The sequence below is a fragment of the Pedobacter ginsenosidimutans genome, assembly GCF_001442625.1.
In the GTDB taxonomy this organism is placed as follows: domain Bacteria; phylum Bacteroidota; class Bacteroidia; order Sphingobacteriales; family Sphingobacteriaceae; genus Pedobacter; species Pedobacter ginsenosidimutans.
In genome coordinates, this window is sequence record NZ_LMZQ01000029.1 from 1 (window position 1) to 16128 (window position 16128).

15 protein-coding genes are annotated in these 16128 nt (G+C 38.0%); 2 read left to right on the top strand and 13 right to left on the bottom strand.

Going from position 1 to position 16128, the window contains the following annotated elements; translation table 11 throughout:
- Positions 1 to 53: 53 nt before the first annotated feature.
- Both ASU31_RS22185 and ASU31_RS22190 read right to left on the bottom strand, forming a co-directional pair.
- A complete protein-coding gene (locus tag ASU31_RS22185) occupies positions 54 to 437 on the bottom strand; it encodes a VOC family protein (RefSeq protein ID WP_057934451.1) in 384 nt (127 codons plus the stop codon).
- Positions 438 to 551: 114 nt separating this feature from the next.
- Positions 552 to 1028 (bottom strand): DinB family protein, encoded by a 477-nt coding sequence (locus tag ASU31_RS22190; RefSeq protein WP_057934452.1) that lies wholly within the window; start codon positions 1026 to 1028, stop codon positions 552 to 554.
- A 113-nt stretch (positions 1029 to 1141) separates the two neighbouring features.
- Here ASU31_RS22190 and ASU31_RS22195 point away from each other — a divergent pair, with 113 nt between their 5' ends.
- Entirely contained in the window at positions 1142 to 2215 is a 1074-nt protein-coding gene (locus ASU31_RS22195; RefSeq protein ID WP_057934453.1) for an aminotransferase class V-fold PLP-dependent enzyme, read from the top strand.
- On the opposite strand, the gene ASU31_RS22200 is transcribed toward ASU31_RS22195, so the two are convergent.
- The 5 genes from ASU31_RS22200 to ASU31_RS22220 are packed head-to-tail and all read right to left on the bottom strand — an operon-like array spanning position 2212 to position 8253.
- Complete coding sequence (locus ASU31_RS22200) at positions 2212 to 3186, bottom strand: L-histidine N(alpha)-methyltransferase (protein ID WP_057934454.1); 975 nt, start codon at positions 3184 to 3186, stop codon at positions 2212 to 2214. The genes ASU31_RS22195 and ASU31_RS22200 overlap by 4 nt on opposite strands.
- A 7-nt stretch (positions 3187 to 3193) precedes the next feature.
- Positions 3194 to 4345, bottom strand: a complete 1152-nt coding sequence (egtB, locus tag ASU31_RS22205; protein ID WP_057934455.1) for an ergothioneine biosynthesis protein EgtB — start codon at positions 4343 to 4345, stop codon at positions 3194 to 3196.
- Positions 4345 to 5916: an ABC transporter permease/substrate-binding protein gene (locus ASU31_RS22210; protein ID WP_057934456.1), complete on the bottom strand. Its 1572-nt coding sequence runs from the start codon at positions 5914 to 5916 to the stop codon at positions 4345 to 4347. Before ASU31_RS22210 ends, egtB begins: the two co-directional genes overlap by 1 nt.
- On the bottom strand, positions 5909 to 6868 hold the full coding sequence (locus ASU31_RS22215) for an ABC transporter ATP-binding protein (protein WP_057934457.1): 960 nt from the start codon (positions 6866 to 6868) through the stop codon (positions 5909 to 5911). Before ASU31_RS22215 ends, ASU31_RS22210 begins: the two co-directional genes overlap by 8 nt.
- A gap of 2 nt (positions 6869 to 6870) precedes the next feature.
- Positions 6871 to 8253 (bottom strand): mercuric reductase, encoded by a 1383-nt coding sequence (locus tag ASU31_RS22220; RefSeq protein WP_057934458.1) that lies wholly within the window; start codon positions 8251 to 8253, stop codon positions 6871 to 6873.
- 197 nt (positions 8254 to 8450) lie between these two features.
- On the opposite strand from ASU31_RS22220, the gene ASU31_RS28020 reads away from it, so the two are divergent.
- Positions 8451 to 8585 carry a hypothetical protein gene (locus ASU31_RS28020; RefSeq protein WP_280739890.1) on the top strand — a complete coding sequence of 45 codons (135 nt, stop codon included), beginning with the start codon at positions 8451 to 8453 and terminating at the stop codon, positions 8583 to 8585.
- A gap of 281 nt (positions 8586 to 8866) precedes the next feature.
- Here ASU31_RS28020 and ASU31_RS22225 read toward each other — a convergent pair whose 3' ends face one another.
- The 6 genes from ASU31_RS22225 to ASU31_RS22250 all read right to left on the bottom strand — a co-directional run bounded on the left by ASU31_RS22225 (position 8867) and on the right by ASU31_RS22250 (position 16087).
- Positions 8867 to 11428: a M1 family metallopeptidase gene (locus ASU31_RS22225; RefSeq protein ID WP_057934459.1), complete on the bottom strand. Its 2562-nt coding sequence runs from the start codon at positions 11426 to 11428 to the stop codon at positions 8867 to 8869.
- Positions 11429 to 11439: 11 nt separating this feature from the next.
- Complete coding sequence (locus ASU31_RS22230) at positions 11440 to 12624, bottom strand: NRAMP family divalent metal transporter (RefSeq protein WP_057934460.1); 1185 nt, start codon at positions 12622 to 12624, stop codon at positions 11440 to 11442.
- Positions 12621 to 13376 (bottom strand): 5-oxoprolinase subunit PxpA, encoded by a 756-nt coding sequence (locus tag ASU31_RS22235; protein WP_280739891.1) that lies wholly within the window; start codon positions 13374 to 13376, stop codon positions 12621 to 12623. Before ASU31_RS22235 ends, ASU31_RS22230 begins: the two co-directional genes overlap by 4 nt.
- 2 nt (positions 13377 to 13378) lie before the next feature.
- The gene (locus ASU31_RS22240) at positions 13379 to 14383 is read right to left on the bottom strand and encodes a 5-oxoprolinase subunit C family protein (protein WP_245224587.1); all 1005 of its coding nucleotides are present in this window, start codon (positions 14381 to 14383) and stop codon (positions 13379 to 13381) included.
- Positions 14380 to 15120, bottom strand: coding sequence for a 5-oxoprolinase subunit PxpB (gene pxpB, locus ASU31_RS22245; protein WP_057934463.1), 741 nt, complete (start codon positions 15118 to 15120; stop codon positions 14380 to 14382). Before pxpB ends, ASU31_RS22240 begins: the two co-directional genes overlap by 4 nt.
- Before the next feature lie 193 nt (positions 15121 to 15313).
- Complete coding sequence (locus ASU31_RS22250; protein WP_057934464.1) at positions 15314 to 16087, bottom strand: GDSL-type esterase/lipase family protein; 774 nt, start codon at positions 16085 to 16087, stop codon at positions 15314 to 15316.
- Positions 16088 to 16128 lie beyond the last annotated feature (41 nt).

The window sequence follows — 16128 nt, forward strand, 5'->3', positions numbered from 1 at the left end:
GAAGTTTGCGCCAATGGCAATACGCCTGGCTAACTTCGGAAGTCTGGCCAGACCTAATTGGTTTCCAAAATAGACAGAATATTGCCCGCAGGATCTCGAAACCAGGCAATGTTTGGCCCTCCGTTCCCCCGTGAGATGCCTTTACTGTCTGTTTTGAAATATTCTTCATTATAAATCTCAAACTTTATTCCCTTGGCAATAAGTTCGTCGGCCGCTTGATCTATATTTTCGACAGGAAAATTAAGTACCGTAAAAGTTGCCGGAACATGATTTGGCTTTGGATAAAGTAATACATTTGAGGATCCGGAAATAATCAGTTCAATTACGCCCATCGGGTTATCTTTAACTTCGATACCCAATACGCCTTGATAAAAATCTTTTGCTTTCTGTACATCGTCTACAGAAAATGAGCTGAATGCTTTTGAGTTTTGTAACATAAATCTTTTTTTAAATCAATTTTTACAAGAGCGGACAGTTAAATTTAGTGGATTAAAACAATAGTAACAGGCTGCATAAGCGGCAAAGTATAGGCGCAAACGAGACAACTTCCTTTAGCTTTTCCAGGCACCCAATAAACGTCTGATGACTACAATTTCGGCAATGTGGTAGGCATTATGATCGGCAATCTGTAGGGCTTCGCGTAATATACTTTGTCCATCGCCATGCGGAATTGGCTCATACAAATCTGAAGAATCTAACAAAGCAATAAATTCTTTCAAATCCTTATCAATTTCTTTTAATGTATTATTCCATGTTGCTTCGTCTTTGGGTGCCAGTTCTTTAGGCCAATATTCGTCTGGCCATTTAGGCGATTGATGCGATCCATCTTCACTAAATTTGAGCATATCCCACTGCGCGATTTTAATGTGTTCTACCAATTGCCAGATACTATAGGGTAAATTATGGGGCTTTTCGCCAAGAAGATTAAAGGGCAAATTGGCAACAGCATCTTTAAAACCTATATGTGCTCCGCCCCCATTTAATAATTTTTTAAGTTCCGTAACCAGTATTGATGTTTGATTTTCCATATAACATTAGCAGATTGTATAAATCTAACAAACGTGATTCTCATCGGTTTGTATAAAATTCAATTTCAGTCCAAAGTTTATTTTTTTAATGCCTAATTCTTTTAATTTTGGATATGAACCTATCTTTTCCGATCCTCACAGCATATACCTATCTCAATACTGCTAATTCAGGCATTTTATCTACCAATCTGGCAGAATGGAGAACTAAACATGATCAAGACTTTATTGCCGGAGGAAGTATTTTCAGAATGGAAAATCTGCCCATCATTACTGATGTTAGAAATAACATTGCTAAACTTTTCAGTTCAAAATCCGAGAACACCTATCTGGTTCAGAATTTTTCAGTAGGTTTTAATACTTTATTGAGTGGGTTGGACAAAAACCATCGTTTTCTATTATTGGAAGAGGAATATCCATCTGTGAGTTATCCTGTAATCAGTATGGGTTTTGAATACAATAGCATAGCCATTGATGAAAAGTTAGAAGAAAATATCATCAGTGCCATTGAAAAATTTAAACCTACCGTGCTGGCATTTAGTATGGTACAATACATTAGTGGATTAAGGATGGATGATGAATTTATCCAGAAATTAAAAGCTACATATCCTGATCTTTTATTGATTGGTGATGGCACTCAATTTTTAGGTACAACAAATTTTAACTTTGAAAAATCAGGCCTGGATGCTTTGATCGGAAGCGGTTACAAATGGCTTTTGGCTGGATACGGAAACGGTTATGCATTTCTTTCCGATCAAATGAAAGATGCCATCTACAATAAAAACAAACTAGCTGAATTGCCCACAGCGCCCTTTTTAAAAGGCAAAGACCACCTATCTATGTGTTTCGAACCGGGGCATTTAGACACTTTAAATTTTGGCACATTAAACGAAAGCTTAAATAAGCTTGGCTCAATCGGTTTCGATTGGATTGAAAAAACCACACAGGCAATTTCCAACAAAGCGAGGTTAGCACTAAATTCAAGAGGCTTAATTCCAGATTGGACATTGGAGCGAAAATATCAATCTACCATTATGAGCATGCCATTGGATCAAAAAACAGTAGACAAACTCGCATCAGCCAAAATCCTTTGCTCACCGCGTGGATCAGGCACGAGGATTTCGTTTCACTATTATAATACAGAAGAAGATTTAAATCAACTGCTCCAGGTTTTGGATAACCGTAGCTAGTCTACCTTCCAGATGGCATCTACAAAATACTGATGTTGATCGAAGAAACGCTGAAGCGGTTTAAATCCGGTTTTTTCTGCAAGCTGATCGATATCATTAAGCGAATATTTTTGTGATATTTCCATAAAAATATCCTCGTTTTCTGCAAAATGAATGGCATTTTGACCAATATTCACAATCTGTTTTTTTAAGCTGATGAGGTAACTTTTACAGGCTCCGGATTCTGGATCGTAACTGGCATAATGTTCAAAATTGTTCAGATCAAAATTGCCATCCAATTCTTTATTGATGCGATGAAGCAGATTGAGGTTAAATGATCTGGTAATTCCGCCTTTATCATTATAGGCAGAAAGAATCTGCTTAGGATTTTTTTTCAGGTCGAATCCAATGATCAGCAAATCCTTAGGAGAAAGCAGTTTTTTTAATGACGAGCAGAATTTTCCGGCATCGGCTATACTCATGTTTCCAATATTTGCGCCCATAAAAAGCACAACCTTTCTGCGGCTGGATAATTCTGTGGCCTTTGTAAGCATATTAAAATAATCACCATTTAAACCTTTCATATCCAATCCAGGAAGTTTTTTAGGCAAATTTTCTTCCAGATCTGAAATTACATGTGCGGAAATATCAATCGGAAAATAACTAAATTCCAACTGACTATCCAACAGCGATTTTAGCAGGTAAATGGATTTTGTTGCATCGCCAGCACCCAGTTCAATTAAATCAAAAATGCTTCCATCGGCTGATATCGCCTGAGAAATCTGATTGGCCTGGTATTGCAGAATTTCCATTTCTGCATTGGTTAAATAATATTCCTCCATTTCCATAATCTGCTGAAAAATACGGTCTCCGGTAGCATCGTAAAAATACTTAGAGCGCATAAATTTTGGTTCGGAGTGTAAGCCTGCTAAGGTTTCTTGAAGGAACTGTGTTTTGTTGTCTGTTGTTGTTTCGATAGTGGTGGTGGTCATATCTATACTATTTTACTAATCGGATGCCTGTATATTGCCACCTTAAATGTGGGTGGAAGAAATTTCTATAGGTAATACGTGAATGATTTTCAGGCGTGGCAATTGATGCACCGCGAAGCACTTTTTGGCTAACCATAAACTTTCCATTGTACTCGCCAATGGCACCCGGCGCTTTACTAAAACCGGGATAAGGCAAATAGGCACTTTCGGTCCACTCCCATCGTTCGCCCCAGTTAAAGTGTTCGGCTGCTATCTCCCACTCAAATTCAGTTGGTAAACGCATGCCTTTCCAGCTTGCAAAAGCATAGGCCTCGTAATAGCTGACGTGGCTTACCGGTGCGGTTAAATCAATAGGTAAAACACCAGCTAAAGTATAATTAAACCATTTTCCGTCTATTAAGTGCCAGTACATAGGTGCACTAATATTATTGTTTTTTACCCAATCCCATCCTTCAGCATGCCAGAAATTAAAATTTTCATAACCGCCCGCACGAATGAACTCGATAAATTCTGTATTATTGACCAACGTTTTACTGATTGAAAAATCGTGTAGATAAACTTTATGCCTGTTTAATTCATTGTCAAAGCTGAAATCTGCTCCATTGTAACCGATCTCATAAATTCCTTCTGAAATGTTTATAAAGCCAGGTTCTATTTCATTTACGGTTAAAACTTCTTTTTGGTTTTTCGAATAGGCTGGAAAAAGCGGGTTGTTTCCTAAAATGTATTTTATATCGGTAAGTAAAAGTTCCTGGTGCTGCTGCTCGTGGTTAAAACCCAAAATCAACAGTTCTTTTACTTCATCTGTTAGTGTAGTGGCCAGGAATTTCACCATGGCTTCATCTACGTAAGCCCTGTATTGGTAAATCTCGTTTACGCTGGGTCGACTTAAATTACCACGATCGGTACGGATTACGCGGTTACCCACGGTTTCATAATAACTATTAAAAACGAAATTATATTCATCGTTATATAACTGATAATTAACAGAAAATGGCTTTAATATAAAGGTTTCGAAGAACCAGGTGGTATGTCCCAAATGCCATTTCGGTGGACTTACATCAGCAATAGGCTGTACTACATAATCTTCTGTTTGCAATGGTTCGCAAATTTGTTCAGAGTATTTCCTGATCTGCAAGTATTCTTCTACCAGTGTCATTAATTTTTATCTAGATAGTTTTTAAGATCTGTGATGGTATTAACATTCAGATCTTTTGATTGTTTTTGCCGCATCATTAAAGCATAAGAATTATTAAAACCTATAGGTTTAAGCCATTTGATCTTAAACTTTTTCTCAAATTCGGCTGATACATAATTATAAGTTTTATCTTTATTGTGCGCCATTTCCTTAGCAATTTTTGGATCTGGTTGTAACAAAACCAATAAACCTGTCCCGGTATATTCGGGATAAAAATCGATCTGATCATTCATCAGTGCATCAAAACAGATTTTTGTTCCACCAAGTCCTGTTTTGGTAGACACTCCATAATCGGTATTCCCTCTAATCAGCATGCTGTACATTTCGGCCAGAATATATTGCTCACCAAAAATCTTTGAGCCTATCCGTACTACACCGTTATGTCCGTTTTTTGGCGCTTTATATAAACCAGTACTGATGAGGAAATCCTTTGCCACACGTTCTGGCGTTTGGTGGAGGTAATCTGTTCTGTAATTAAGATCGGTCATTACTGAATCAGTTATTTTACCTGCTAACAGATTTAATGTTTCTTCCAGTTTTGGAAATTGTTTAAAAGCTTCATTCCGAACTATTGGTGCAGCATAGTACGGTGGAAAAATACTTTTATCGTCTTTTAAAATCTTTAGATCAAAGGCTTTCAAACGTCCATCGGTAGAATAACCGCTAATTACATCCAATTCTTTTGAAAAAGCGGCCTTGTACATTATCGCATCGCTGATTACAATGGTATGGATTTTTAAGCCGTAGATAGATTTCAATCCAAGATCCCCATCTTGTCTGCCCATAAATTCAGGCGTAAATCCGGCGGTTAAAGTAGAACCATAAGCCGATGGAAGTACATAAAAGCCACCTAAAATTAATAGCACAGCTGGTAAAATGTATAATGCTTTTCTCAGCTTTTTAAAATTCATTTTCTGTACCAGGGAAAGTAAAGCATCTAGAATAATGGCCAACAAAGCTGCGGGAATAGCTCCAGCTAAGATCATGTTGGTATTGTTGAGCGAAATGCCCCCAAAAATAAACTCCCCTAATCCACCCGCAGCAATAAAAGAGGCCAATGTGGCCACGCCAACATTAATTACTGTTGCAGTACGGATGCCCGCCAAAATAACGGGCATAGCCAATGGCAACTCTACCTTCAGCAAAATCTGACTTTTGCTCATGCCCATTGCTCTGGCGGCTTCTTTAACATGCTGATCGATGCCAATAATGCCTGTATAGGTATTGCGGATAATCGGTAACAAAGCATATATCAGCAGCGCCACAATTGCAGGTTTCGCACCAATCCCTAAAACAGGGATCATAAAACCCAATAAGGCAATGCTTGGAACCGTTTGCAATACGCCGGCAATGCCTAAAACCGTTCCTGAAAGTTTTCTTTTTCTGGCAATCAATATGCCCAATGGTAGGCCAATGGCGATGGCAAAAAGTAAGGAAATAAAGGTTAAGCCAACATGTTGCAGAGTTTGAGCAAACAATTTATCAGATTGCTCGTGCATAAACTGCCATAAAGTTTGCTGTTGCTCATTCATGTACCTGCGCGTTTTGGAATTGGTTAAATGCTTTGGTTAACTGTTCGAAATTAATGGCTTTGCTTTCTTTATTGTCACCAGAAACCAAAAGTTCACTTCTATCAGAACTTCGCAGCAATTCCATCGCATCCCATACATTCAAATCATCAGACAGGCTTTTTCCATCCTGTAGTGTTACTTTAGGTAAATAAGACCATATATCCTGTATTTTAACTACTTTAAATTCAAGGCCTAACCTTTGTCCGGCTAAAAATTTCCTTGCAAAATCATTTATCGGTTGATAAAGCAATTCTTTGGGTGTTCCGATCTGGATGATTTTCCCCTTATCCATTAAGCAAATGCGATCTGCCAATTCAAAAGCTTCCTGAACATCGTGGGTAACCATTACGATGGTTTTCCTTTTTAATTCTTCTAATCCTTTAAATTCTTTTTGGATACTGGTTCGGGTAACGTTGTCTAAAGCACCAAAAGGTTCGTCCATTAACAATACAGAAGGGTCTGTAACCAAAGCACGGGCAAGGCCTACACGCTGCTGCTGCCCACCACTAAGCTCATGTGGAAACATAGACAGGCTATTTTCAGGAAGATGGAGTTTTTTGATCAGCTCCTGCGTTCGGACTTTAATTTTTTCCTTATCCCATTTTAAAAGTTTCGGCACAACGGCAATATTTTCTGCGACGGTATAGTGTGGAAAAAGCCCAATATTCTGCATTACATAACCAATTCCTGTTCGTAAAACATCAGGATCTTCATTGGTGATATCCTTGCCATCGATAAAAACCCCGCCTGCATCTGGCTCAATTAACCGGTTGATCATTTTTAGCGTGGTGGTTTTGCCACAGCCACTTGTGCCCAACAATACCAACGTTTCCTTTTCTTCTACCTTAAAAGAGACTTTATTTACCGCTTGGGCATCACCAAATTTCTTACTTATGCCTTTTAATTCGATCATATTTAGATATCGATTTTCATAAATAGATTATTTAACGATTCGGAATAAGTAGGGTGTGCAAATACACAATATCTGACCCTATCGTAAGTAATATCACCTTCCATTGCCATTTGAAGAACAGACATGATTTCTCCACCTTCTGAGGCCAGGATAGCAGCTCCCAGTATCTTTTTACTATCTGCATCTACAATTGCTTTCATCAGCCCTAAAGTTTCGTTTGTTTCAATACCGCGCGCAACATTCGACATTGGCAGAACGGCAACTTTATAATTCAATTTCTTTTCTTTTGCTTCTTTTTCAGAAATACCTATCCGCCCAAGCTGAGGGTCGGTAAACATGCAATAGGGCACCGGCCGATCGTGAATAGAATAATTTGTGCCTTCCATTAGGTTCCGGTAAACGATGGTATAGTCGTTATAAGCAATATGCGTAAATGAAGGTCCACCTTTTACATCACCGAGCGCATAAATCCCTTTAATATTGGTTTCGAGTTTTTCATTAACAAGAATGTGCCCTTTGTCATCCAATTTTACGCCACAGTTTTCAAGGGTTAAATCTGCGGTCTGAGGTGTACGGCCTGCGGCTAACAACACATGGCTCGCTGTTATTTCTTTTTTGATTTTCCCAGACTCCAGCGTAATGCTAATCTGTTTTTTATCCTGCGTTATTTTCTTGATTTTAGCATCAGTGATCAGTTCGATATTTTCGTCGGTTAAAATTTTAGTAAGTGCTAATGAGATATCCTGATCTTCTCTAGCTAATATTCCTGATGATTTTTCCAAAATGGTTACTTTACTGCCAAATCGATTAAACATTTGTCCAAACTCCAGCCCGATGTAATTTCCGCCAATAACCACTAGGTGTTCTGGAACAGTTTTAAGATCTAAAATTGTTGTCGATGTAAGATAATCAATTTCATTTAACCCTTCGATATCCGGTATAGTAGTTTTTGTACCCGTATTGATAAAAATCCATTCGGCGGTTACTTTTTCTTCACCGCCATTGTTTAGCGAAATAGTTAGTTCTTTTTCAGCACTAAAACTGGCCGTTCCAAATATAAGCTCAAGTCCTTTGGTATTTTTAAGGCCCTTTTCTGATGATGACCTGAACTGGTTTACGATATCGTCTTTCCGTTGCTTTATCTTTTTAAAATCAATTTTGATTGTTCCAACTTCTACACCCAATTCAGTTGCTTTTCTGGCTTGATACACTGCCCTAGCAGAAGCGATCATTGCTTTTGTTGGTGTACAACCATCATTAATACACGTACCACCAACATATCTTTTTTCTATAATCGCTGTTTTTTTGCCTGCTTCGGCAAGCTTTTTGGCCAAAGGAGTTCCTGCCTGACCTGCGCCTATAATTATTGCGTCGTAGTGTTTCATCGATTTCCAGATTAATAGAATTTGTTTTGTCCTGAAAGATATAACCTAAATATTAGCCCAATGTTTGGTCAATATTGATTTATACTATGCCCAATTGAGACATTACAAGTTCGAATAAAAAAGTTACAAACTATATTCGAAAATCGACGTTAGATAATTGTAGACATTTAATTGACAAACATAAACCGCAGCCTTATATGCAACCTCAAACAACAGAAAACACGAACCTTACCGTTTTTATCCAGGATGATTCTTCAATTGAAGATAAAAGAGATATTTTATTGAATGGTTTATTGAATGATCTCAATAACGAAACCGAATCTTTTAATTAACAACCATTATTTATTACTTTTTAGATTAAATACTGACCATTAAGAAGTTAAGGTTATTTTTAATTGGTTTTGTCAGGTGAAATTTGAACCTTATTAACGTATTTTCTTAATGCCCTTAATCTCTTAATGGTGGAGAAAGTACCTGGCATTAAATACGAATAACTAAAAACGAAAAGGGCAAACAAATTCATGTTTACCCCTTTCAATCTAAATTAACGCTCTCGCGACAAAAGTATAAATTCTTCTTAAACCTGTATGTAACAAATTAATTTACATTAAAGTTAATGTACAATAATCTGTGCCCGGCGAAGGTTATCTGTAGTCTGCAAAATTTTATCTTTTAGCTTTTCGTTGTAAGTAGGATGTGATTTTAAGAAATCCTGTACAGCTGCATTTGCTTCTTTGTTGTTATAACCCGAGAAAATAGCAGCTAGCCATGATTGCGGAAAAAATATATCTCCTGTTTTCTGTATTTCTTCCAACAAATCTAAACTTTCTTTCAAATAATTAATAGATGTTTTTTGCCTAATGGGATGATGCAAATAAGATAAAGCCGTAGTTACCCAGGCCTCTTTCTGACGGTTTTTCCGGTCTTTTAAAGCATTGAAAAAATTATCTCTTTCCTTAACATCTAAAGATAAAGCAGGCATTAAATAAATCAGCCGGTTTTTACGGTCTTCATTTTTGGTGCGCGCTAACTGATCTTTTAAGATCGTATTTGCAGTATCTGTTTTAAGGGCCAGCGTTAAAGCTAATGCGCTATAATCATCTTCTAACAGTTTAATTCCATTTGGTGCGGTTTGTTTGCGCCAGATATTATACATGCGTTTTCCGGCATCCGCACTCAGATATACATTCTGATAAGTATTGAACAAAATCTTCTTGTTATTTTGCGTTTGCTGTTGCTCCATTGCATTCCATATTGTTTTCTCCATGCTTTCATACATCGCATTCCGTGCTTCAGCGGTAAGAAAAGTCCAGTAAATATTGGTGAGGTATCCAGTAATTAACCTGAGGTTCATCTCGTTTTTCTCAACTGATAATCCTTGTAAAAATACGGCCAAAAGTTCTTCAGGCTTATTGCTTTTGCCCGAAAGCATATTTTCAAAGGCATTGATATAGGCCGATGCCCGCTCTAACGGGTCAGCAAGACCATAAAGATTTGCCATCATCTCTTTATCAATCGGGAAAAGGCCATACCCGGCACCGTTTGCATTAAATAAAATATACTGTGGTTTTGGAAGACCTTTTGCTTCAATTAAATCTGTCTTAGCAAGTTTAGCATTTACAACCAAAATCTTACTCTCTGTTGGGTAAACCAGCTTAACCGTAAAAGATTGTGGCCATACCCGTGGCTGCCCCATCTCACTGCTTTGATTTAAGCTTAAATCGCTTATTTTATCTCCGTTGTATTTAATATCATAGCTAAAAACCGGTCTGCCAGGTTCATTTACCCAAACTTTGTTCCAACTAAGGAGATCACTTTTGCTGTATTTACTTAAAATGGAAATCAAATCATTCCATGTAGCGTTGCTGTAACTGTATTTTTTCAGATACTCCCTTATACCCTGTTGAAAATTCTGTTTTCCCATCAATAATTCCAATTGACGCATCATAATCGGAGCTTTATGATAAATTATATTTCCATACATCGATCCGGCTTCTTGTAAGTTATCCAATTGCTGTCGAATGGGATTAGCACCCAGTGTTCTATCTACCCCATAAGCTGCCGGGTAATGATCTTGTAAAAACTTAAGATCAAAGGTGTTTTTGCCCATTAACTTTTCAGTTACTTTATCGGCCATAAAATTGGCAAAAACCTCTTTCATCCAAACATCATTAAACCATTTCATGGTAACCAGATCGCCAAACCACATATGTGCAGTTTCATGCGAAATCAGGTTAGAGCGCGAAATGAATTGATCTCTGGTTGCACCTTGATCTAAAAACAATGCTGATGCCTTATATTGTACCTCACCAGGATGCTCCATACCACCGAACTGAAAATCTGGAATACTAACAAAGCCCACCTTTTGAAAAGGATATTTTATCGCCGTCCAGTCTTCCAAAAAATCGATAGCATCACGATGTGCTATAAAAACAGAATCTAAACTGAGCTTAATTTTGGCTGAATCGGTTTCACGGTGCAGCAATTCCATTTTATTATTTTTCATTTGCCTATTTATCAAGGTGTATTTACCCGCAGTGAAGGAAAATAAATAAGTGGGTAATTTATCTGAATTATTGAAATGATACGTAGTAGAATTCCCTTGTATAATTGAATCTTTTTTAACGGCATTAGCCATTACCTTCCAATCAGTTGGAACGGTTAACGAAAGTAAAAAATTAGCTTTTAAATCGGGTTGATCAAAGCACGGGAATACCGTTCTGGCGTGATCAGGAACAAAAAGTGCATACAAAAAATCTTTGTTTCGGTTTAATGATTCGTTACCCGCAATAAATTCGATCTCGATATGGTTAGTACCTACTTTTAAATACTCCTGCTTTACTAAAATATGTTCGGCTTTAAAATCAATCGGTATCGTTGTTCCATTAACCGATACTCGTTTTATATGATCTGCATTTTGCTTAAAGTCGACCTGAAGATAAATTAACTTATTTAACTTAAAATCAATATTTTCAGTTGATTGAATTGGTGCAGTTTGTTCTGCTGGAATGGTAAAGTGAAGCTTATATTGAATATTACTTATAGCTGCACTTCTGGAACTTGCCAGTGCAAGAGAAACTCCAGGTTCAACGGTTACTGAATGTGTACCCTGCTGTGCAAAACAGGTAGCACATAATAGGAAGAAAAAGCAAAAATATTTGATAATCGTATTCATTTTGTAAAGATTTATTCTCCTTTTATCATTTGTATAATAGTACCATAACTCATCCAAACCATGGTTAATACCACAGCTAAACCTGTTAGCGTTAACCAAAGTGGTTGTTTATAATTTGCGATAATTTTAGTTCTATAGGCCGCAATAAGCATAATACCTAATGCAATGGGCAAAATAAAACCATTAATGGCGCCTACGGTAAGCAATATTTTGACGGGTTTACCAATGAGGATAAAAATAATGCAGGAGATGGATATAAAGGCAATGATAATCTCACGGTTAAACTTTAATATCAGTGGGTGAAAACTCTTAATAAATGAAATGGAGGTATAGGCTGAGCCCACAACCGATGAAATACCCGCAGCCCATATCACTACACCAAAAATCTTGTATCCTATTTCGCCGCTGGCCAATTTAAAAACCGAAGCAGCTGGATTGGATGGGTCTAAAGTAAAACCTTTGCTTACCACTCCCAAAGCAGCAATAAATAACAATAAGCGCATAATAGATGCCAATCCGATGGCGCTTAATGCACCTTTATTTACGGCACCTAAATTCTGGATTCCAGTTTGCCTGGCATCCAATAAACGGTGAGCACCCGAAAACGTGATATAACCACCCACTGTTCCACCAACTATGGTTAATACAGCCGTAAAACTAAACTGCGTAGGGTTTACTGCTCTTAATGCGGCTTCTGCCAATGGTGGCGAACTGGTGTAGGCGATAATTAAGGCGAGTACAATTTTAATCAGCCCCATGGTTTTGGCAAAAACATCCATTGCCTTGCCGGCTTCTTTGTAAATAAAGATACCTATTGCCATAATTGCGCTTATTACAGCACCCTGTCCTACACTAATACCGAATAATACATTAAGTCCTAAGCCAGCGCCAGCAATATTACCAATATTAAAAGCCAAACCACCTAAAAAAACCAGGAAAGAAATAAAGTATCCCAAACCCGGAAATACCTCATTGGCTATATCTTGAGCAGGTTTATCGGCAACAGCAATAATCCGCCAGATGTTTAATTGTGCAATGGCATCTAATATGATGGATAGCAATATCACAAACGCAAAACTTGCTCCTAATTGCTGGGTAAAAACTGCGGTTTGTGTTAAAAACCCAGGACCAATGGCTGATGAAGCCATTAAAAAAGCTGCCCCTAAAAGTACACTCCAATTGTATTTTGGCTTCATATTGCTGGGGCTTTAATTACGATACCTTCTTTTTGTAACCGTTCAGCTATTAATTTAGCAAAAGCAACAGCGTGTTCGCCATCGCCATGCAAACAAACCGTTTCGGCTTTAACCGCAATGCGATTTCCATTTATACTATTTACTTCCTGGTTTAAAGCAAATCCCAGTACCTGATTAATGGCATCTTCTTCATTGGTAATTAAAGCATTTTCTGTTGACCGAGGGGTAAGTAAACCGTCATCCTGATAACTACGATCGGCAAAAACTTCTGATGCGGTTACAATTCCCTTTTTTTCAGCTTCATCAATCATATTACTTCCTGCTAAAGCATATAAGATCAGACCAGGGTCGAAATCGTAAACGGCCTGCACAATGGCTTTTGCCAAAGCGGTATCCTTTGCAGCCATATTATATAATGCACCATGTGCTTTGACATGATGTAATTTACTACCTGCAGCTTTTACAAAACCGCTTAATGCACCAATTTGATATAATGTAAGCTGATAGGCCTCATTCGGGCTAATCTTCATTTCTCTACGGCCAAAGCCCTGCAAATCGTGCAAACCAGGGTGCGCACCAATGACTACTCCTTTTTTTACAGCTAAAGCTACAGTTTGCTGCATTACAGCCGGATCGCCGGCATGGAAACCGCAGGCAATATTTGCCGATGAAATATAATCCATCAGTTTTTCATCGTTGGGCATAGCATAATTCCCAAATGCTTCTCCCATGTCGCAATTAAGATCGATCATTTTCATGTTTTAATATATTTAAGGCCTATTGCCATGGTAATCAATGATAAATCGTGTTCACGTTCAAGGTAAAGCGCTTCTGCCTCATCTCTCGAAATTTCAGAAAAATGAATAGTATCACCAGGTTTTAGCTGAGCACATAAAGGCAAATCGACCGCTGCAACGTGGGCAATACGTGGATAACCACCTGTTGTTTGGCAGTCGGCCATAAGTATAACCAAATCGCCACTTCCGGTTACCTGGATAATACCGGGTGTTACTGCCGTGCTGAGCAATTCCTTTTTAACTTTTCTCACCAATGACTTTCCCAACAAATGATATCCCATACGATTACTCCTTCTATCAATAGTAAAAGAATTGGTTAAAAATGAAATAATGGATGTTGCGTCAAACCAGTTGATTTCATTGGCAAGTACAACTCTAATGGCTTGTCTATTCTCTGGTAGTAAACTCTCACGCGAAATGCGCCAATTTGGATAGGTTAAAGACTTTTCAATCAAATGATTCAATATTCCATTTGATACTTCGCTAAGTAAACTACCACCGACCAAAACATCTGCTTTTTGCAATGCCCTGCCCTTAAAGCCCCCAAAAGCAGCAGTAAGATAAGTGCTTTTACTTTCCATTATATCAGGCACATCCCATCCGCCCGCAATAGCCAAATAGGTACGCATCCCAATTGCATTATGGATCAGCTTTATAACGGAACCTGTCGGAAAAAACAATGGCTTTTCTGCAGGCATTAATTCATTATTGTAAACTAAGCATGCACCATCGCCAGAATAAGAAATTAGAACAGGTGTTTCAGCTTTAAATGAAGCATCAGCATAGGTAAATTCAATGGTGGCATTATCATCATCATTACCAACTGCTTTATTCGCTAATCGGTGAGCCAGCTCATCCATAGCGCCCGAAACAGGTACAGCTTGCGAAAGGTATCGGTATCGCCCTGTATCCTGAATGGTGCTTAGTAAACCTGGCTTAATGATGCTGATTTTCATACTCATATTTCAGCATAAGCATTAAACTCCTTTATACCAATGGCTTTAAAAGTAACCGTATCGCCTCCCTTTAAAAGTGATGGCTGTAAACGGTTTACATCGAACATCTTTAATGGTGTTCTTCCAATAATCTGCCATCCGCCGGGTGTTTCCATAGGATAAATGCCCGTTTGATTGCCTGCAATACCTACAGATCCGGCAGGTATTTTAGCATCAGGAACCTCTTTTCTAGGGGTTGATAATCTGGTATCCATTCCGCCCATATAGGCGAAACCTGGCACAAAGCCGATCATAAAAACAATATATTGCCCGGCAGTATGTATATCAATTACCTCAGTTTCGCTAAGCTTATTGGTGCGGGCTACCGTTGAAAGATCCTGACCGAAATCGCCACCATAACATACAGGAATAATCAGTTTATCAGCTATTGTGCTTGATTTTTCTCTTTTTATCTGCGCAATTTTATTTAGATGTGCTGATACTTTTTCGAAACAAACCTGACCCGGAAGATCCGATAACATCACACTTAAGGGATCAAAAAAAACAGTTAATGTAGTATAAGCCGGAACTGTGGTAATTAAACCAGAAAAAGGGCTTTGCAACAGCAATTGGTTAAAATCGGTGATCAGGCACAACAAATCGTGATCGATTGCCGTTCCGAATTTTATAGTAACCGATTTTTCACTCAACCCGTAAATTTTTATGGGAATGTCTGTTCCAAAATACCCTACCTGCTCAGTCATACAAAAACAGTAAGATTTAATAATAAGTGATCTTCATAAAACGGGCCTAACAACTAAACTGCTGCTATAAAAATGACTATATAATATCAAAATCACAAGTTTTGTGAATAATCCTAGCTAACTATATGCAAAAACGGTTATAAGGGTACTTGATTTTTTAGAAATCTATTAAAATGAATAGCCAGGCAAGGACTTAAAAATTCTTTTTCACTATCCGTTCAATCGCTTTACCCCAAAATTCGCCTAAAGATGCAGCTCCTAATTTATTTGGATGCAGGTAAAAAGTACCCGCTTGCCCCTTTTCAGGAATCAACTCGGTAAGGTGATGCTTTTTAAAATAACCGAATGCTTTTTTATCCCCCACAAAAACATGTTTAGGTTTTGTTAAACTATAACTTGAAACAAGGCTATCAATTTTTGGAATGTATGCCTGCACCCTCCTCAAACCCTCTTCCATATATTTTGAGCTATTATAGGTATTGGAACTATACCAGATAGGATGCTGCAGCACGACAATGGCCTTAGGAAAATCGGCCAATAACTTATCTACAATGGTTTTTACATTTTCAATATATTGGTCAGGCGAAACCGGAGCGCCATGCGGTCCTTTTATAGCGCTATCGTTGGTACCAAGCTTTAACGAAAAAACCAGCAATGCTTCTTTATTGGTAAATGCATTGGCTGCTTCTTCAACTTTGTTAAAAGTACGGCCTGCACTGGGTAAAAAGTCAAGAGTGGTATAACCGCTATGGCCCTGATTACTAAATTCAACTTCATTTATTCCTTTTTGCTTAAGCAGGTAAGCTACGGCTATAGCGGGCGGCGCATCAGCAGCATTGGCGAGCTGGACGCCTTGCGTGATACTATTGCCGATAAAAACAATATTAAGATTTCTCTTCTTATGCTGTGCAAACAATAATGGGGTATTAATTATTAAAATGCCAATCAATAATAGGTATCTTTTCATCTAAGCTCTTTTTATCGGCAACAAATTACTAAATTACTTAC